At 51.2% G+C, this 18318-nt stretch carries 21 protein-coding genes and 2 tRNA genes; 9 read left to right on the top strand and 14 right to left on the bottom strand.

Going from position 1 to position 18318, the window contains the following annotated elements; genetic code table 11:
• Window positions 1-9 precede the first annotated feature (9 nt).
• Both F7P81_RS00510 and F7P81_RS00505 read left to right on the top strand, forming a co-directional pair.
• Window positions 10-2166: a molybdopterin oxidoreductase family protein gene (locus F7P81_RS00510; protein ID WP_151157998.1), complete on the top strand. Its 2157-nt coding sequence runs from the start codon at window positions 10-12 to the stop codon at window positions 2164-2166.
• A gap of 16 nt (window positions 2167-2182) precedes the next feature.
• Window positions 2183-2629, top strand: coding sequence for a GNAT family N-acetyltransferase (locus tag F7P81_RS00505; protein ID WP_151157996.1), 447 nt, complete (start codon window positions 2183-2185; stop codon window positions 2627-2629).
• Window positions 2630-2694: 65 nt separating this feature from the next.
• On the opposite strand, the gene F7P81_RS00500 is transcribed toward F7P81_RS00505, so the two are convergent.
• The 3 genes from F7P81_RS00500 to purM form a co-directional block, all read right to left on the bottom strand.
• Complete coding sequence (locus tag F7P81_RS00500) at window positions 2695-3207, bottom strand: DUF992 domain-containing protein (RefSeq protein ID WP_151157994.1); 513 nt, start codon at window positions 3205-3207, stop codon at window positions 2695-2697.
• Between the two features lie 233 nt (window positions 3208-3440).
• The gene (gene purN, locus F7P81_RS00495; RefSeq protein ID WP_151157992.1) at window positions 3441-4082 is read right to left on the bottom strand and encodes a phosphoribosylglycinamide formyltransferase; all 642 of its coding nucleotides are present in this window, start codon (window positions 4080-4082) and stop codon (window positions 3441-3443) included.
• Window positions 4079-5179: a phosphoribosylformylglycinamidine cyclo-ligase gene (gene purM, locus F7P81_RS00490; protein ID WP_151157990.1), complete on the bottom strand. Its 1101-nt coding sequence runs from the start codon at window positions 5177-5179 to the stop codon at window positions 4079-4081. The genes purN and purM overlap by 4 nt, the downstream gene beginning before the upstream one ends.
• 547 nt (window positions 5180-5726) lie before the next feature.
• Here purM and F7P81_RS00485 point away from each other — a divergent pair.
• Window positions 5727-6818: an AI-2E family transporter gene (locus F7P81_RS00485; protein ID WP_051139079.1), complete on the top strand. Its 1092-nt coding sequence runs from the start codon at window positions 5727-5729 to the stop codon at window positions 6816-6818.
• Window positions 6819-7065: 247 nt separating this feature from the next.
• Entirely contained in the window at window positions 7066-7794 is a 729-nt protein-coding gene (gene hdaA / locus F7P81_RS00480; RefSeq protein ID WP_116089182.1) for a DnaA regulatory inactivator HdaA, read from the top strand.
• A gap of 5 nt (window positions 7795-7799) precedes the next feature.
• Here hdaA and F7P81_RS00475 read toward each other — a convergent pair whose 3' ends face one another.
• Window positions 7800-8702: a hypothetical protein gene (locus F7P81_RS00475; protein ID WP_151157989.1), complete on the bottom strand. Its 903-nt coding sequence runs from the start codon at window positions 8700-8702 to the stop codon at window positions 7800-7802.
• Window positions 8703-9001: 299 nt separating this feature from the next.
• Between F7P81_RS00475 and F7P81_RS00470 the strand changes: the two genes are divergently transcribed.
• From F7P81_RS00470 to F7P81_RS00460, 3 genes are all read left to right on the top strand, one after another.
• Window positions 9002-9454, top strand: coding sequence for a COG4315 family predicted lipoprotein (locus F7P81_RS00470; RefSeq protein ID WP_225687525.1), 453 nt, complete (start codon window positions 9002-9004; stop codon window positions 9452-9454).
• 224 nt (window positions 9455-9678) lie between these two features.
• On the top strand, window positions 9679-10134 hold the full coding sequence (locus tag F7P81_RS00465; RefSeq protein ID WP_151157987.1) for a GNAT family N-acetyltransferase: 456 nt from the start codon (window positions 9679-9681) through the stop codon (window positions 10132-10134).
• Between the two features lie 96 nt (window positions 10135-10230).
• Window positions 10231-10485 (top strand): DUF2171 domain-containing protein, encoded by a 255-nt coding sequence (locus F7P81_RS00460; protein WP_022712139.1) that lies wholly within the window; start codon window positions 10231-10233, stop codon window positions 10483-10485.
• A 67-nt stretch (window positions 10486-10552) separates the two neighbouring features.
• On the opposite strand, the gene F7P81_RS00455 is transcribed toward F7P81_RS00460, so the two are convergent.
• Both F7P81_RS00455 and F7P81_RS00450 read right to left on the bottom strand, forming a co-directional pair.
• Window positions 10553-11167: a methyltransferase family protein gene (locus F7P81_RS00455; RefSeq protein WP_075654656.1), complete on the bottom strand. Its 615-nt coding sequence runs from the start codon at window positions 11165-11167 to the stop codon at window positions 10553-10555.
• A 148-nt stretch (window positions 11168-11315) separates the two neighbouring features.
• Entirely contained in the window at window positions 11316-11648 is a 333-nt protein-coding gene (locus tag F7P81_RS00450) for a YnfA family protein (protein WP_022712137.1), read from the bottom strand.
• A gap of 254 nt (window positions 11649-11902) precedes the next feature.
• Here F7P81_RS00450 and F7P81_RS00445 point away from each other — a divergent pair, with 254 nt between their 5' ends.
• Window positions 11903-12469, top strand: coding sequence for a hypothetical protein (locus F7P81_RS00445; RefSeq protein WP_246176006.1), 567 nt, complete (start codon window positions 11903-11905; stop codon window positions 12467-12469).
• 60 nt (window positions 12470-12529) lie between these two features.
• Here the strand turns inward: F7P81_RS00445 and F7P81_RS00440 are convergent, their stop codons facing one another.
• Complete coding sequence (locus F7P81_RS00440) at window positions 12530-13645, bottom strand: linear amide C-N hydrolase (protein WP_083646831.1); 1116 nt, start codon at window positions 13643-13645, stop codon at window positions 12530-12532.
• A 184-nt stretch (window positions 13646-13829) separates the two neighbouring features.
• On the opposite strand from F7P81_RS00440, the gene F7P81_RS00435 reads away from it, so the two are divergent.
• Window positions 13830-14666: a hypothetical protein gene (locus F7P81_RS00435; protein WP_246176005.1), complete on the top strand. Its 837-nt coding sequence runs from the start codon at window positions 13830-13832 to the stop codon at window positions 14664-14666.
• 54 nt (window positions 14667-14720) lie between these two features.
• Here the strand turns inward: F7P81_RS00435 and F7P81_RS00430 are convergent, their stop codons facing one another.
• From F7P81_RS00430 to F7P81_RS00400, 7 genes are all read right to left on the bottom strand, one after another.
• Window positions 14721-15278 (bottom strand): cysteine hydrolase family protein, encoded by a 558-nt coding sequence (locus tag F7P81_RS00430; protein ID WP_151157985.1) that lies wholly within the window; start codon window positions 15276-15278, stop codon window positions 14721-14723.
• A gap of 254 nt (window positions 15279-15532) precedes the next feature.
• The gene (locus F7P81_RS00425; protein WP_151157983.1) at window positions 15533-15997 is read right to left on the bottom strand and encodes a hypothetical protein; all 465 of its coding nucleotides are present in this window, start codon (window positions 15995-15997) and stop codon (window positions 15533-15535) included.
• A gap of 88 nt (window positions 15998-16085) precedes the next feature.
• Entirely contained in the window at window positions 16086-16472 is a 387-nt protein-coding gene (locus F7P81_RS00420; RefSeq protein WP_022712129.1) for a hypothetical protein, read from the bottom strand.
• A 105-nt stretch (window positions 16473-16577) separates the two neighbouring features.
• The gene (locus F7P81_RS00415) at window positions 16578-17324 is read right to left on the bottom strand and encodes a GGDEF domain-containing protein (RefSeq protein ID WP_151157981.1); all 747 of its coding nucleotides are present in this window, start codon (window positions 17322-17324) and stop codon (window positions 16578-16580) included.
• Between the two features lie 337 nt (window positions 17325-17661).
• A tRNA-Arg gene (locus tag F7P81_RS00410) sits at window positions 17662-17738 on the bottom strand.
• Between the two features lie 24 nt (window positions 17739-17762).
• Window positions 17763-18074, bottom strand: coding sequence for an ETC complex I subunit (locus F7P81_RS00405; RefSeq protein WP_163026116.1), 312 nt, complete (start codon window positions 18072-18074; stop codon window positions 17763-17765).
• A gap of 92 nt (window positions 18075-18166) precedes the next feature.
• Window positions 18167-18243 (bottom strand) — tRNA-Pro (locus F7P81_RS00400).
• Window positions 18244-18318 lie beyond the last annotated feature (75 nt).

Below are 18318 nucleotides of genomic sequence, written 5' to 3'. Positions count from 1 at the left end.
AATTTTTACATGACATTGCGCGTTGCACCCCAAATCGGCCATTCGGCCTGTCCGCATGACTGCCCTTCCACCTGCGCGCTCGATGTTGAAATTCTGGACAGCCATACAATCGGGCGTATTCGCGGTGCCAAGGATAACAGCTATACGGCTGGCGTTATCTGCGCCAAGGTCGCGCGTTATGCCGAGCGCGTTCATCATCCTGAACGCCTGCTGAAACCGCTGATCCGCAAGGGTGCCAAGGGAAGCGGGCAGTGGCAGGAAATCTCATGGGCTGACGCACTGGATCTGACCGCAGAGAAATTTCTCAAAGCCGAAGAGCAATATGGTTCCGAGAGTATCTGGCCGAATTATTACGCCGGAACCATGGGGCTGGTGCAGCGCGATTCTATCAACCGTCTGCGCTATGCCAAAAAATATTCCAATATGTTTTCCAGCTTCTGCACCAATCTGGCATGGACAGGCTATATGGCCGGTACCGGCGCTCTGCGCGGGCCTGATCCGCGTGAGATCGCCAAGTCCGATTGTGTGGTGATCTGGGGAACCAATGCCGCCGCCACGCAGGTCAATGTCATGACCCATGCGGCACGCGCCCGTAAAGAGCGCGGTGCGAAAATCGTGGCAATTGATGTTTATGAAACCGCGACCATCCGGCAGGCGGATATCGGCATCGTGCTGAAACCTGGCACAGATGGGGCCTTTGCCTGTGCGGTGATGCATGTGCTGTTTCGTGATGGTCTGGCAGATTGGGATTATCTCAACCGCTATACGGATGCGCCTCAAGCACTGGAGCAGCATCTGCAAAGCCGCACACCGCAATGGGCGGAAGCGATCACCGGTGTATCTGTTGAGGATATTGAGGCTTTTGCTCAGCTGGTGGGAACGACAAAACGCACTTATTTCCGTCTGGGCTATGGTTTTTCCCGCCAGCGCAATGGCGCGGTGAATATGCACGCCGCTTCCTGCATCGCGGCTGTAACCGGTGCATGGACATTGGAGGGCGGCGGCGCGTTCCATTCCAATTCCGGTATTTTCGGCATGGATAAGTCGGAGATTGAAGGCTCCGCATTTGCCGATCCGTCGGTCAGATCGCTGGATCAGTCGAAAATCGGCCGTGTGCTGACCGGTGACGCAGAAGCGCTCTATGGCGGGCCTCCGGTGATGGCAATGCTGATCCAGAACACCAATCCGGCCAATGTTGCACCGGAGCAGCGTCTGGTGCGGCAGGGCTTTATGCGGGAAGACCTGTTTACCGTGGTGCATGAGCACTTCATGACCGATACGGCGAAAATGGCTGATCTCGTGCTGCCTGCCACGATGTTTCTGGAGCATGATGATATTTATCGCGGCGGCGGTCAGCAGCATGTTTTGCTCGGTGCCAAACTGATTGAAGCAGCGGGTGAGGCTCGCGAAAATATCTATGTTATCAATGAACTGGCCAATCGCTTAGGTGTTGGTCATCTGGATGGTTTCAATCTGCCTGCGTGTCAGCTGGTCGATAATCTGCTGGCTAAAAGCAATATGCCGGATTTTGAAACCATGCGGGAGCAACGCTGGCTTGATAAGCAGCCGGATTTTGAAAAGTCTCATTATCTCGATGGTTTCGCATGGCCGGACGGTAAATTCCGCTTCCGTGTGGATTGGCAGAAACAAACGTCACCGGATCGCCCGCCGCAAGCTATGGGGCTTCAGGGGCCTTTTGCCGACATGCCGGAATTTCCGGATTATTGGGCAAGCAATGAGCTGGCCGATCTGCAGCACCCGTTTAAGCTGACCACATCACCGGCACATAATTTCCTCAACTCGACCTTTGCGGAGACACCAACCTCTCTGGCAAAGGAAATCCGGCCACAACTGCTGATCCGCGACGATGATGCGGCAGAGTTGGGGCTGGAAGACGGTGCACGGGTACAGATCGGCAATCAGCGCGGTGAGCTGGTTCTGCATGTTAAAATCCAGCAGGCCAATGATAAAGTGAGCGGAGCCAAGAAACTGCGTCGCGGTGTTGTGGTTTCGGAAGGCCTGTTCCCGAATTCATCTTTTGAAGGCGGCGAGGGGATCAATATTCTGACCGGTGCCGATGCGGCCGCACCGCATGGCGGGACGGCGTTCCACGATATTAAAGTCTGGATACGTCCTCTTATGGAGCAATCGGTGAAGGCTGCCTGACCGCCGGAGGAAATTTGTGCTTATCAGAACGCTTATTGAAAGCGATATACCCTGTTTACAGAAGCTTTACCGTTATCTGGCAGCAGATAATGCAGAGATACCGCTCCCGGAGGCCATTGCGCGCTGGGAGTTGTTGAAGTCCTATCCCAACAGCAATATTTTCGTCGTTTGTCTGGAGAGCATTCTCGTTGCATCATGTACTTTGGTTGTTATTCCAAATCTGACGCGTAACGGTATGCCCTATGCGCTGATCGAGAATGTTGTGACGCATGAAGATCATCGTAAGCAGGGATATGGCAGTGCAGTTCTGCACAGAGCAATTGAAGCTGCATGGCAGGCCGGCTGCTATAAAGTCATGTTGATGACAGGTTCGAAACAATCGTCAACACTGAAGTTCTATCAGGATGCAGGCTTCGAGCAGAGTAAAACAGGTTTTCAGATCAGAAGACCTAAAACAGCCTGAGATTTTCAGAAACAAAAAAGCCCGCGCCGGTGACAGCGCGGGCTTTGTTCAAAGCAAAGCTAAGATTAGCCTTCGTATTTCAGGCGGAAGTTGGAAAGTGCAACAGCAGCATTCAGACCCTTCTGACCCTGAATGGAGATCGGCTGCAGAGAAATATTTTTCCATGTGCCACCAGTCAGGACATTGGTGCCTGCTCCGATACCGATCGTTGCATTGGCCGACGCGCCGACATAGCTGCCGCGCAGTGCGCCTTCAGGGCGAACGGTTGGTGCCCAAACGGCCCATGCCAGCTGACCGGCATTGTAGAAGCCAATATCCACACCGATTTTGGTGATCTGGCCGCTATAGCGCTCGGCAGGTGCACCGCGCTGTGCAGGCTGGAATACGCAATCCAGATCCTGACGGCTGCCAATGATAACACCGATTGACGGCTGGAAATCGCAGGTCAGAACGCCGACTTCCGAACGTGGCTGAACAACGGCATTACGGGAGGAAACCATGTCGGCAGCAGATGCTGAAACAGCAAAAGTACCGGCGGCAAAAAGGGCCATAAGTGCAACAGAGTTACGGAGAGACATGATATCTTCCTCTTCTTATTTTTAGACGCATCCATGAAAGTGTAAAATGGCTTTCGGTAAAGATGCGTGTTTAAACTACAGTTAAAGCGGGTGAACGCTCAAAGTCTCTGCCTGAAAAGCAACCATAATGACGGGAATCATCTGATCGCTGAACATGCAGCACAAATGTGATATGTGGCTATTTAGGGTAATATCGTGGCACGTTAAGAGGAAATTAACAATTTGTTATTTCATCACGCGCTAATGAGTATCTGTGTTGCTGAATTGCCATGCTTTTCAGAACCGGAAGCCATAGCGAAATTACGCAGAGCCTGCGGATAGAGCTGATGCTCTGCGGTCAATACGCGTGCTGCCAGCGTTTCAGCCGTGTCACCCTCAGTAATGGCCACCGCTGCCTGCGCAACAATCGGACCTTCATCCATGCCTTCTGTCACCAGATGTACGGTGCATCCGGCAAGTTTCATGCCGGCATCCAGCGCACGCTGATGTGTGTGCAGACCCGGAAACAGCGGCAGAAGGGAAGGGTGAATATTGAGGATACGTCCTTCATAAGGCGCAATGAACCGGCCGGATAGCAGGCGCATATAGCCTGCGAGGCAAACTATATCCGGCGCTATTGCAGCCAGTTGTGCAAGAATTGCATCTTCATGCGCTTCTTTGGAAGCATAGTCTTTGCGGACAAAAACATGGGTCTTGATGCCTGCGGCCTGAGCTTTCGCCAGACCGCCTGCTTCTGCCTTGTCGGAGATGACGGCAACAACTTCTGCCGGATAATCCGGTGCCTGTGCCGCGCGGATCAGCGTCTCCATATTGGAGCCGCCGCCGGAGATAAAAATGACCACGCGTTTGCGCGGTGCTGAAGGCGCGTGGCTCATAGGGAAAGTGTGCCCTGATAAACGACGCCCTGATCTTTTGCCTCACGCGCAATCATGCGGCCGAGTGTGACAACAGTTTCGCCTTCGGCTTTCAGTGCCTGAGCAACAGTTTCCGCTTTGTCAGCAGAGACAACAACAATCATGCCAACGCCGCAGTTGAAGGTACGCAGCATTTCATGGGCTTCAACACCGCCGGTTTTGGCCAGCCATGAGAAAACGGCAGGAACCGGAATCGCAGACAGATCAATTTCAGCCGCCAGTGTTTCCGGCAGAACGCGCGGAATATTGTCAGGGAAGCCGCCGCCGGTAATATGTGCAAGTGCTTTGATCGCGCCGGTCGAGCGGATAGCCGACAGCAGGGATTTCACATAAATGCGGGTCGGGGTGAGCAGGGCTTCACCCAATGTCTTATCGGCAGCAAAAGGTGCTGCATCCTGCCAGCCAAGGCCGGACAGTTCAACAATGCGGCGAACCAGCGAGAAACCGTTGGAATGAACACCGGAAGAACCAAGGCCGAGAATAACATCACCGGCTTCCAGATCACCGGCAGGCAGCAGCTGACCGCGCTCTGCGGCGCCAACCGCGAAACCGGCGAGATCATAATCACCGTCGCGGTACATGCCAGGCATTTCAGCGGTTTCACCGCCGATCAGCGCACAACCGGATTGCAGACAGCCTTCGGCAATGCCTTTAACAATCGCTGCACCCTGTTCAGGATTGAGTTTGCCGGTGGCAAAATAATCGAGGAAGAACAGCGGCTCTGCGCCCTGTACCACGAGGTCGTTGACGCACATGGCAACCAGATCAATACCAACTGTGTCGTGACGATCTGCATCAATAGCGATTTTCAGCTTGGTGCCGACACCGTCATTGGCCGCTACCAGAACCGGATCTTTAAAGCCTGCGGCTTTCAGATCAAACAATCCGCCGAAGCCGCCGATTTCCCCGTCAGCACCCGGACGGCGCGTGGAGCGCACCAAAGGCTTGATCTTGTCGACCATGCTGTTGCCCGCATCAATATCCACACCGGCATCGGCATAGGTCAGGCCATTTTTCGCGTCAGCGGCTGCAGGGGATGGGGTTTTCGACTGTGGCATTGGTAGCTCCCGATACACAGCGCAGCCGTAAGGCCGATGGAAGAACGGCAGGGCAGGCTGCGGTTAATGCTTCAAGCAGGCGCAATGACACGAGATTGCTTTATCCGCAAGCATCTTTCGTCATTTTTAACTGATAAACACCATGTTATGAGATGAGCAGAGCATATGTCGCAGTTAATTTACTCTGTCGCTGCAATGAAAGCAGGTGTGATAGGTCCTAGAGCGGTTTACGTCCAGATTGGATCATAGCGCTCGCTCTGGATTCTTTATTTGGTTGCATTATCACAGCCGTCAAGTTGATCCAGCTTGACATAATCAAGAAGTCAAGTTGATCCAACTTAACTGTGAAATGCTCTATCTTGACCGGAGGCTGAAATGCGACATATTCAGACTTTTTAAGCAATGGCGGTTTTATATGAGCAAATCGGATACTACACCACCTAAATCGCCATCCCCCCGTGCATCGCGGGCAAAGTCGGAGGCGCTGGTAAAAACCACGCCGCAACAGGTTATCATTCCCGCGACTGAGAATGAAGTTCGTCTGGATGTGCAGGTCAGTGCACTCGGTGCAACCGTGCGTAAACAGGCTTTTTTCTGGCTGTTTGCAACGGTTGTTTTTGTTCTTTTCCTGACCGTGTTCAGTTCCATTTTGCTGCCATTTGTAGCCGGACTTGCTCTGGCTTACTTTCTTGACCCTGTGGCCGACCGGCTTGAGCGTTTCGGGATGTCGCGTCTGGTAGCAACCGTGGTTATCCTGATTACCTTCGTCTTTGTGCTGGTGCTGGGGCTTATCATCATCGTGCCGGTGCTGGTCACACAGCTGGCCGAGTTCATTTCGAAATTCCCGGGTTATTTTACGCAGCTCCAGTCGCTGATCGCCCATCAGGATTCCGAATGGCTGCAGAAATATCTCGGCATTAACAGCACGGTCATCAAAGATAATCTGAGCGGATTTCTCAAGCAGGGAGCCGGCTTTCTGACCACTTTGCTGCAATCGCTGTGGAATTCCGGCAAGTCGCTGATTGATATTGCCGGTCTGTTTGTGGTGACACCGGTGGTTGCGTTCTACATGCTTCTCGACTGGGACCGCATGGTCAATACGATTGATTCATGGGTGCCGCGCGATCATGTGAAAACTGTGCGCCAGATCGCCCGTGAGATGAATGATGCGATTGCCGGTTTTATCCGCGGTCAGGGCACGCTGTGTCTCATTCTCGGAACATTTTACGCTGTCGGCCTGACGCTTACCGGTTTGAATTTCGGCTTGCTGATCGGCTTGTTCGCCGGTCTTATCAGCTTCATTCCCTATATTGGTTCGATTGTCGGTCTGGTGCTGGCAATCGGTGTGGCGCTGGTGCAGTTCTGGCCGGATTGGGTGATGGTTGTTATCGTCGCCTGTGTGTTCTTTGCAGGCCAGTTTATTGAAGGCAATATTTTGCAACCGAAACTGGTGGGCAAATCTGTTGGCCTGCATCCGGTATGGCTGATGTTTGCACTTTTTGCCTTCGGTTCGTTCCTTGGCTTCACGGGGATGCTGATTGCTGTGCCTGCTGCGGCGGCAGTCGGGGTGCTGGTACGCTTTGCAATCGGGCGGTATCTGGAATCGCCGATGTATAAAAGCAGCAACGGAGAAAACTGAGCCCGAAGTTTTCAACAGCTTTGTCCACAGGCTTGTGGGTCACGGGGATAAGCTCAGACAACCGGCGCATTCGTGCCGGTTGTGCTTTTCTAAAGGGGGGAAAGCAGTTACTGCATCATTCTGACCTGTATTTTGAAGATTTGACAGGTTCTGTGATGGAACAGCTTGAACCCCGCCCCGAAATCATGTGATGAATTTGTATGATTTGTAAGCAGGCCGGAATTCGGGCTAATAATTTTGGGTAATTATGTCTGCTGAGCACCGACAAATGCCGCTCATTCTTCAGCATGAGCCAGGCTTTACGCGCGATGATCTGGTTGTCACCGGATCGAACCGTGCGGCTGTCGATCTGATTGATCGCTGGCCGGACTGGCCGTCGCCTGTCGCGCTGCTTGTCGGACCAGCCGGAGCCGGCAAGACGCATCTGGCCGCCATCTGGCGCAGCCAGAATGATGCGGCAATCCTCGATCCGCATGATATTGATGCACAATCACTGGAAATCGCTGCACAGCGACCGGTGCTGATTGATGATATCGGTGCAGAAGCTTTCGATGAAACCGGTCTGTTCCATCTGATTAACACGATCCGCCAAACCGCAGGCAGCTGCGAAAACGGTCAGTCGCAGGCATCATTGCTGATGACGTCGCAATTACAGCCGTCGCAATGGAATGTGTCGCTGCCTGATCTGGTCTCCCGCCTGAAAGCGGTGACAATTGTCGATATTTCCGAGCCGGATGATTATCTGCTGAGCACAGTGATTTACAAGCTGTTCGCCGATCGTCAGGTCAGTGTTGATCCGGCGGTTATCAGCTATATTGTCAGTCGTGTTGAGCGCTCGCTCGACAGTGTGATTGTGCTGGTTGATCTGCTCGATCATATGGCTCTGCAACAAAAAAGCCGGATTACCAAAGCGCTGGCAATACAGGCTTTGCAGGCAATGGCAGATGCATTGCCTGACACTTCATCTCAAAACTGATTTTTCTATTTGCCGACCGGCTGTTGCGGATAAACCGGCGCAACCAGTCTGCTATTCTGTGTTTTCGCTGTGGTGCCACTATTGTTTGGTGCTGCGGCAGGGCGGATTGACCCTGTGGTCATACCGGAATGTTGAGACGCTTGCGGTACGGAGACTGCACGGAATGAGCGTGCCTGCGCTTGTTGATTTTTGATAATCAGCTGATCTTCCTGCACCCAGCCAATAATATTGGTGGATGGTACGACAACACGGTGCCAGCGTCCGACTTTGGCATAGGAGCGCATTTCGCGGCCTTTTTCGACGCGGCCGACAGTCTTGGCCTTGTCCCATGCTTTTTCGTGAATGGTCAGATCCTGTCTGGCAATAATTGCTTTCGGCACTTTGAATGCACCGCTGGCATGGCGGCTGTTGTCATCCGGTGCGGATTTTCCGACCGGAGGCAAAGCGGGCATGGTGTTCTGCGGTGCAGGTTTTGGCGGTGTTATCTGAACTGCTGTCGGTTTGCTATCCGGACGTGGCGCAAGAGCGGCAACCTGTTTCGGAGGTGACTTCTGTTCACTGGCAACGCTCTGGCCGATATTCAACGGCGGCCTGCGTATCGGAGACGGCGGTGTCACAGCCGGTTCAGTATTTCTGGCGGTCTCCGCATTCCTGCTCTGAGGCTGCACCGTTCTGCGTTCTGAACTGGCTGTTGCAGCCGAGCCGGAACGGGATGCGGAACTATTGGTCGCTGTGCGGAACAGGCCTGATACGCTGGCAGACGGGCTGCGGCTTTGCGATGTCGCCCAGAGTGCTGCAGCACCAATCACCACAATTGCACCAACGGTCAGAACAGCCGTCGTGGACTGACCCGAGCTTTTGCCGCGCGTCGGGCGCTTTTTGCGGGAAGTGGTTTTTCTCGGAGCCATATGTCTGCGCCTTTATATCGGTCAGCATTCAGATGCACTGAACCAAGCTGAGTATTTCGAATCTGCCTGTATTAAGCTACCGCGCGAATCTTCGTATTTGGTTACTATGCTCACCTTTTGTTCTCTGTGTCCGGCGTAAAATAACTTATTTTCGGCACAATATCGGCCAGAAACAGTCCCGAAGCAGGCGCAGCATTTTTGCGCGGCCGCTTCTGACCGCGCCGGATTAACCAGCCATCTGCAGCTGACCATTACACACGGCCTGTGTGCAGAGGAAAATATGGAGCGTATGAAACAAAATGAAAAAGCTTGTTTTGACATTGAGTGTTCTCGGCACCGTTCTGGGATTGTCAGCAGCGCCGGTCTTTGCGGGACAGACCGCAGCCGCTGCCTCGAAAACTGACATGACAAAAATGCAGCATGGCACGGATAAGGCTGCCGGCGGGCCGGGCATGATGATGGATGCGGCAGGCGGAAAAATTCTGACCACTGCAGAAGGGCACACGCTGTATACGTTCGATAAGGATAGCGGCGGCATGTCCAATTGCGATGCCTCATGTCTGAAAATCTGGCCGGCCTATCATGCCTCCGCCAAAACCAAAGCGGTTGCGCCATGGTCCAAGGTGAAAGCTTCAGACGGTAAGGACATGTGGGCTTATAACGGCAAGCCGGTTTATACCTATATTAAAGACAAGAAAGCCGGTGATATGGAAGGCGATGGTGTCGGTGGCAACTGGCACGTTATCAAATAAAATTTGTGTTTCCGCTCTGATATAGGTCTTGCTCATCGGATTGAAATATTTGATGGGCAGGACTTTCTGTGTGCTAGAGCGCCGTGTGCCAGACTTGGCACACAAAGGATGCTCTAACACTTTAAAATTAGCGCATAATTTCACCTTAAACTGATCCAAGTTTAAGGACTTATGCTCTATGTTCCCCGCACAACAGGAATGGAAAACTATCTTGAGGGAGTGATATGGCACATATTTTCCGGCGGGCCGAAGAGCGGGATCTCATTGAAATTGTGGCCATGCTTGCCGATGATGTTTTGGGGGCAGCGCGTGAGGATCAGTCCGTTCCGCTGAACAAAGCCTATCTGGATGCCTTTGCCGCAATCGGGCGGGACGAGAACCAGTTCTTGCTGACTGTCGAAGCTGACGGGCAGGTTGCCGGTTGTCTTCAGCTCAGTTTTATTCCGGGTCTTTCAAGGCTTGGGATGTGGCGCGGGCAGATTGAAAGCGTGCGGATTGCCCGTGATTATCGCGGGCAGGGCTTGGGCAGGCAGATGCTGGAATGGGCAATCGGTCAATGCAGGGAAAAAGGCTGTGGTCTGGTGCAATTGCACACGGATGTCTCGCGCAAAGATGCGATCCGTTTTTATGAGCAGCTTGGTTTTAAAGCCAGTCACGCCGGAATGAAGCTGGCTCTCTAAAATATTTGCAATCATTTGCATCGAATATGCTGCTGCTGCGTTATTGTCAGACCGGAGTATTTTCTCTGAACCGCTTTGAAACAGGAGATACAATCAATGGTAGATACTGCAAAAATCAAAGAGCATTTTGAAGTGATCGGTGCAGACGGTGTTCACGTTGGCATCGTCGATCATGTGGAAGGTGACCGTATCAAGCTCACGAAAAACGATGCCGGCGCACATCATAAGCACCATCATTATATTTCACTGGGGCTGGTTGCTGATATTGAAGGCAACAAGGTTCGCCTTTCAGCCAATGCTGATGTTGCGATTACCTTCGAGGAAGAGAAAGACGGTAAAGCCGCTATGTGAAGCTGCTCCGGTTCTCCGATAATTAAACCCGCCATTTCCTGAATGGCGGGTTTTGTTTTTGCAATGTTTAATAAGTGTAGAAAAGGATCGGAATAAATCCTGCGGTCTGCAAATGCTCGACCGTTTCAAAAAACGGAAATGCAACAAAGAACACCAGCCCGTCAAAGAAGGTATTATAGAGCGTTTTCGGACGGATGGTCAGGGTTTCCACATCTCTGTAACCGGAGAAACGCGGGAAAAAGCGCGGCACTTCAAGCTTATAATCGCGATAAGGCTGGCCGAAAGTGTTTTCGAGATAGCCTTCCTCGGCAAGAATAACGAACAGGAATGTGATGTAGCAGGCGATTGCCAGCAGGAGCGCGACACCGAGACTGCCGGTGAGGCAGCCGATACCGAATGCACCGATTGTGCTGAAAACATAAAGCGGATTGCGGCTCAGGGAATAGGGGCCGGTGCGAATGATCTGCGCGCCTTTGTGTCCGCCGATATATAATGTGCACCACATGCGGCCGAGAATGGCCACCATGATAAAACCGAGGCCGAAGGCTTCAATATATTCATGAGTACCGCGCGGCCATGCAGAGCGTACGAAAAGCAAAGCAAGGAACAGGAGAACTATAATAACCGCTACGGCAAGGCGTCGGCGTGCCTGATAGCGGCTCATTTCTTTCATGGATTGCATTGGGCAGGACCTGTGTCTGTGGATTTACTATCATGGAAACAGAGTCATTATCGCAGAGAGGATCGTCTGTTATGACAATCACATATCTGTTCTTCAGAAAGCGGATTATTTTATGTCCGTATTTATTCCTTGCCCGAATGTAGACGATTTAACCGCGTGGCCCAAACAGGATGATGCCTGCACCGGCGAGTGCCAGCATACCGCCGGTAATGTCCCATCTGTCCGGCGAGAAATCCTCTGCCAGCCGCAGCCATAATAATGAGGCGATAATATAAATGCCGCCATAGGCCGCATAGGCACGGCCTGCAGCCTCAGCATCAATAAATGTGAGCAGCACAGCAAACAGGATCAGGGATGCAATGCCCGGCAGCAAAAGCCATACGGGTTTATCCAGTCTCAGCCATGCCCAGAAAGCAAAGCACCCTGCAATTTCAGCAACCGCAGCCAAAGCATAAATAAGAATCTGTGAGACGGGGTTCATAGCTGGCGGTGCTCCTGATATCTGCATGTAATCTCATAAAGCATAATAATCTTACCGGTTTAAGAAATCGCACAATCATTTCAAAACGGAACAGAGAGTGATGAGATTGTTCATTTCCTGTTCAATTTCTGTGTTCTAGAACCTGCACTGCGAGCGTATATTGGTGAGACTGCTTCGGTGGCCGGAAACTGTATCTGCTCTGTTTTTTTAAAGGCTTCACCATGAGCATCAGCTCATACAGGAAGGAAATTCAAATGAGCACAATGTCGATTGCGACAAATCTGTCCCGCGCCGTGTTGTTTCTGGCAGTCGTTGCCGGTGCTTACACAGTTGATACCGGAACAGCATCAGCTCAGGAAGTACGGCAATGTGCCTCTGAAGGGGGCGTGTGCCGCATTCCTTATCCGACAGAAGTAATTTACGGCAGCGGAAGACGGGCAACATCGCGCTTTATTAATCAGCCGCAGGTGCGTTGCTCGAACTCTGTTTTCGGCGACCCTGCACGTGGCAGAGCCAAAACCTGCTCTTATGTTGTTCGTTATGACGGACGTGACCGCGGCGGTTATGGACGCGATCGTGACGGATATGGTCGTGACCGTGACGGGCGTGGCGGCTATGGACGGGATCGTGACAATGACCGTGAATGGCAGCGTTGCGCACGCGAAGGTCAGTATTGTGATTTCTCCGGCCGCAAGCGCGTACGTTACGGCACACAGGATCGCTTTGTTGAGCGTGTATTCCGTGGCGGCGTAAACTGTGACAACCGCACATTCGGTGATCCGGATCGCGGTACTGGGAAAAGCTGCTATGTCCTCGATTGAGATTGATGCATAGTGAACCCGATAAAAAAACCGGAGCTTTTCAGCTCCGGTTTTTTGTTTTTACTTGGCGAATTCAACAGAAGGTGGTGTGATCTTCGGGCTGAGAGGTGCTTTTTTCAGCTCTTTTGCATCCAGATCAAAGCTTTTGATATCGATGCCGCGCAGAACCTGATCATCATACATTTTTACATAGTATTTTTGATTTTTCAGATCGGCAATCGTTGACCACTGGGTGTATTCCAGCGGAATTTTCAGCTCTTTTGCGGTCTGAATCCAGCCTTTCGGAATATCGAAATTGTTGAGAATGTGCTCGGTCAGACGCACAGCATCGTCACCGCTCGGCTGTTTTTCAACAGTTTGCACATAGGCCGCGGCGCGCACAAAACGTGATGGCGGGGTCGAGTCACCCGGAATGCCAAGCAAGCCTGATCCCTGACCCAGCGGTGAGAATGTCGTGCCGGCGATTTTGAGATCCGGTGCATTGAGCGGCGACATTTTCAGGAAGTTTCTGAGATTGGTCATATGCCAGTCAAAAGACGGCGAATTGGTCATAACACCGACAGGATTGTCGTAAATTTTGAGCTTGCCATCAACCGGTTCAATCACAATCGAAGCGCCGCTGGCATCATGAATTGTATAATGCAGCGGTGGCGCAAACCCCATTTGTGGCTGAACAACATTAATGACGCTCATATCCTGAATGGCGGTTTTGACTTCTTCAACCGTTGCGAAATTGGTCAGAACCCAGCTCAGAACATCCCATGGTGCCAGAGATTTTTCTTTGTCGGTCTTGGAGCCGTCGGCATAGCCTGCAAATTCAGGGAAATACAGAACGCCGCCGGCAAGACCTTTTTCATTCATACCGTCAACAAGGGTGGTTTCACCAAGGGCATTCATGCCGATGGCAGCATATTTACCCTTCCAGCTCATGCCGGCTTTGCCGTCGGCACCGGTTGTGTGCAGCGTATAGGCGCGCGGAATAACCAGAGCATTGGACTGCAGCTCAATTCCGAATTCCATAGTGCGGGCATAAATGCCGCTGCCGTCTGTTGTCGGCAACAGGAAGCTGGTGCAGGCAGCTGCCGCATAGGGCGCTGAAACAGCGGCAATAACAGTCAAGGCGGTGGCTGATTTTACAAATTTGTTCTTAAGGAAGTACGGGAAACTCGGTTTCAAAAGGATGCTCCTTCCAGAGAAATGGACAAAAACTTTTATCACGCTTTGTGTGAATCAGATATGAAGAAATCTATTGAAAAATTGGTTTAATCTTGATCTTATTCTGGTGATTTCTCAAAGTGTAAATATAGACAGTGCAGTTATATCGTTTTGCAGACATTGCTTATTGAGGGGCGATAAAAATATGAAGTGTTTATCAGGAATCAGTACTGCACATATTATCTTTGCCGCATGTATAAGTGCTGCAAGCATCGCCAGCGGGCAGGCTTTAGGGGCCGATATTCTGGCGCCGCAGCCCGTTGCCAAATTTGATGAGCGACGCTGGAAAGTGATTGTCAGTCCTTATATCTGGGCGGCTTCTCTGGATGGTCATGCCAATATTATGGGTCGCCGTACCAATATTGATGTGCCTTTCTCGGATATTTTCGAGAATCTTGATTTCAGCGCCATGGGCAATGTGGAAGTCACAAACGGCCTCTATGGGGTGTATTTTGACGGACAATATACCAAAACCAGTCAGGATGAATCATTCCATGACCAGACTTTGGGAGCAGATGTTACGATGACAACGCTCTCCGCCGGTGCGTTTTTCCGTGCGGTTGAAGTACCGCTGGAAGGCGAAACTGTTTTCGGTACGCAGCGGGTGTTTGCGATTGAGCCGACTGCCGGTCTGCGCTGGACACAGCTTAAAGTCGATTTCATGCTGGATCGCTGGTCTGAGCGTCGTAAACTGAAATGGACAGATCCGTTCGTCGGAGCGCGTATTCAGGCGGATCTGACGGATCGCTGGCATTTATTTGCTGAGGCGGATGTCGGCGGTTTCGGTGCCGGTGCAGATTTGAGTGCGCAGGGACAGGCCTATCTCGGCTATCGCACGCATATCTTTAATCAACCGGCATTGCTGCGCTTCGGCTACAGGGCGCTGTATCAGGATTATGATGGCGGCGATGTGCTCGGCCACAGATTCAAGTGGAATGTTACCGAACACGGGCCTGTTGCCGGTGTCTCACTGGTTTTCTGAGTGTAATGCCATTGGCCGCTTGTCTGTTTGATCGGGCAGGCGGCTTGTTTTTGTTCAGAAGCTGATTTCAGCAGAGGGCTTAACTGCTACGGATGCAGCATCGGTGCCAAAGCCATTCAGTGTTTCATTATGGTGCTTCATAATATCTGTATAGGGCAGAGTGTCGGAGTCACCCGTCATATGACCATCTGCAAGCAGGGTCACGTCATAGCCCAGTGAGATGGCACGTCTCACTGTCGTATCAACGCAGAATTGTGTCATGCAGCCGCCGGTAATGAGATGCGTGACACCATGGTCTTTCAACCGGTCTGCCAGCTCTGTTTCGAGAAATGAATCCGAATATTTCTTGTGAACAAGGATATCATTGCCCGTGGCCGCGATTTCCGGACGCAATTCCCAGCCTGCAGTATCCTTTTCAAGTCTGTGGCCTTTGGCGCCGTCATGCTGGATCAGAAAAACAGGGATATTGGCATCATGTGCCTTTTGCTTCAGCGCCTGAAGCCTGAATACGGTTTCATCCAGCGCGGCTTCAAGTTCTGGCATTCGTTGCGCTGACGCTTTACCGGCAATGATTGCCTTCTGAACGTCGATAATCAGGAGTGCGGTTGTCATTCTGTCAGAAACCTTGCCTTGGAATTTGTCTGCGATTCTTGTGTTATAAAATAGCAGAAACCGGACCAGAGACTAATTAAAATGGTTAGAGCGAGTTTTGCATGCCAAGTCTGACACACGGCACTCTATTGATAAATATCCCGCTCGCAGGCTTTCGCAATTTTCGCAGTAATATCTTCAACATCAGCCAGATCAAACATAACCTCGACAGGCGGAGTGTCGATGCGCACCGATAGCATACTGTTATTTTTCAGCTATTTTATGAAGGGCACAGATTCTTCATCAGACCACAGGCCGACGGACATGAAGTTCGCAGAGCGCTCCCAAAGCATGGTTTGTGGGGCTTCATCGCCTGTTCTGTGAGTGACTTTGGTGGTTTCTGCCGCGCTTGAAGTGCCGGTCGTAATAATTGCTGAAATTGTGGAATTGTGGCAGCGAAGCCCGAGAGCAACCGAGTCGAGCATGACTATTTTATTTTCACTGCCTCTGGGCAGCAGAAAAGCGGATATTTGCGCACTGTCATCAATAGGGGATCTGTCTTCAGAGATGTGCCAGCTCTGAGATAGTGAGGGCTGATTTGTTTTTGGGAAAAGCTTGTCAAAGCAGGCCAGCCGCTGTGCAGGGTCTTCAATCACGCTGCATGAGTTTGCTGAGGTCTGGGCTACGGCATTGGTTGCCCATAATGCAAATATGGCCATACCGGTCAGTATTATGCGCATTGATGCCCCCCATCCATACAGCGTCATAAAACGGAACAGACGAGCAGAGTAGCTTTGCTTGTCTGTTCCGCTTGTTTTTGTTGTCAGATTAAGCTGATTTTTTGCGGCGCAGAAGCGTGGCAATACCGCCTAAGAGCAGGCCGAGACCTGCACCGATCAGGCCGAAGCTTAAGGCATTGGAACCGATATCGGACTGGTTGGCTGATGCAATAGAGGCCGCTGCTGTTGTAGCATCAGAGCCCCCGGCTTTTGCGTCCATCATTGCTACCATGCCTGGCTCGGAGCATTTAGGCAGAAGTGAATTCTTGGCTTCTGCGCTGTTAGCATAAGTATCCGATACGATTTTTTCGCATCTTTGCTGATCGGCAAGCGATACAGAACTGGTGCCGAATTGCAGATACAGACCTGCTGCAAGGACGAGAACGCCGAGGCCGGTCAGGATAACAGGGCGGGATGAGGAATTTGCCTGAGCCATTAAGATTACCTTATTATGTTATGATGTTCGGAATAGAGTTCGAGTTTTATGCCAAGGCAAGTCTTTTTTCAGAATGAAATGCTGAAAACAGGCTGCTATCAAGCATTATGCAATAATCAGATTGCGTCCCTGCCGCTTGGCAATATACATTTTCTCATCTGCTTCCAGTAAAGACTGATCGAGATTGAAACCGGCTTCGCACAAAGTGACACCAATACTGGCAGTGATGCTGACAGTTTTATTGTCGGAAGCGACAATACGCAGAATACTTATTTCCCGACGAATATTTTCTGCATATTGATAGATGAAGCTGACATCCGCGCTGTTGATGAAGACGCCGAACTCCTCACCGCCCAATCTTCCGGCAAAGCCGTTTCTCAGACTCAGGCGATTGAGCAGTGCGCCGATACGGCGCAACGCCGCATCGCCGGTTGCGTGGCCATATGTGTCATTGATGGTTTTGAAATGATCGAGATCGATAAACAACAGACCGCCGGTTTGCTGACTGTTGCTCGCAGTGATGAGCTTGTCAAAAAAAGTAGAGCGGTTCAGGACGCCGGTGAGACTGTCTTCGCGCGAATGTTTGATGAGCAGCGCATTGGCTTTTTCAAGCTCCTCCTGAATTTCCAAAGCTTTATTTCGCGCAATCCTGAGGCGTTCAGTATTCAGATAGTGCAATGCAGACATCGGAATAGCGGTCACAAGCGGACAGACAATCGTCATGATAAGTCCGGCTCCGGCCAGTTGCCCTCCCATCATGGGGACAAAAATACTGGTAATAATCAGGGTAAATATAAGCGCCAGCGCACCTGTTGCTAATGCTTTGAATAGAATGCGCCAATAATTAATCATATTTCGTGCTTCAGTATTGAAAGTCCGGCAGGAGAGAAATCGCGGGAGTTACTTTTAGCACGCCAGCTTCATTTTCTATAGATACTAATGAAACTGATTTCTGCGTCAGTCACGCAGCTTTTGTTACAACGGAAATATTATGAGATATCAGCTCAAAAGATAAGAAACTTAATTCTTTAAATGAGCTTTTTATTCTTCTTCGGGGAAGGGCAGCTTCTGGTTGTGAATGACAGTTATTTGCGAATTTGAATCACCGCAACGCAGGCGGGATGGGACTTAAACCGGACAAAATACCGGAAGTCTGCAATCTGAAATCTTATGTAAAAGGCTGAGTGAATGGCGATCCCGACTGGATTCGAACCAGTGACCGTCGGCTTAGAAGGCCGGTGCTCTATCCAGCTGAGCTACGGGACCGCATATTCTGAAAGCGGTATATAATTAGTGAGTCCAAGGCTGCTGGCGGTCAAAGCGGAAATTATCCGTGTAAGACACTTTACGGCGTTTGGCTTCTTTAGGCTCTTCAATCCGGTAGGCAATGCCGTATTTCTGCGCATAAGCGATCGCTTCTTCGAGGCTCTCGAAGCTCATGCGGATCTGGCTTTTCATATCACGGGAAGAAGTATAACCCATCAGCGGTTCAATTTTACGGGCTACTTCAGGCTCATATTCAAGAAACCAGGCTTCGGTCTTGGCTTTACCGGATTGCATGGCAGTCTTGGCTGGACGATAAATACGGGCAACCATATTCATATACCTCAGGGCACAAAAGCGACCGTCAAATCTTATATTTGCTGGTCTGTTAAACGAGAGACAAATTTCACTATAATATTCAGTATTTGTCATGGTCGGAGCGAGAGGATTCGAACCTCCGACCCCCTGATCCCAAATCAGGTGCGCTACCAGGCTGCGCTACGCTCCGCTATCCTCAAAGGATAAGATGTGTCTAGAATTTTCAAGGCAGGAGCGCAAGAGGCAAAACGGCACTTCCAACCAA

This window comes from Pseudochrobactrum saccharolyticum (assembly GCF_008801715.1).
GTDB classification, from domain to species: domain Bacteria; phylum Pseudomonadota; class Alphaproteobacteria; order Rhizobiales; family Rhizobiaceae; genus Pseudochrobactrum; species Pseudochrobactrum saccharolyticum.
The sequence above is the reverse complement of the archived record's forward strand: the minus strand, read 5'-3'. Positions and strand labels throughout refer to the sequence as shown.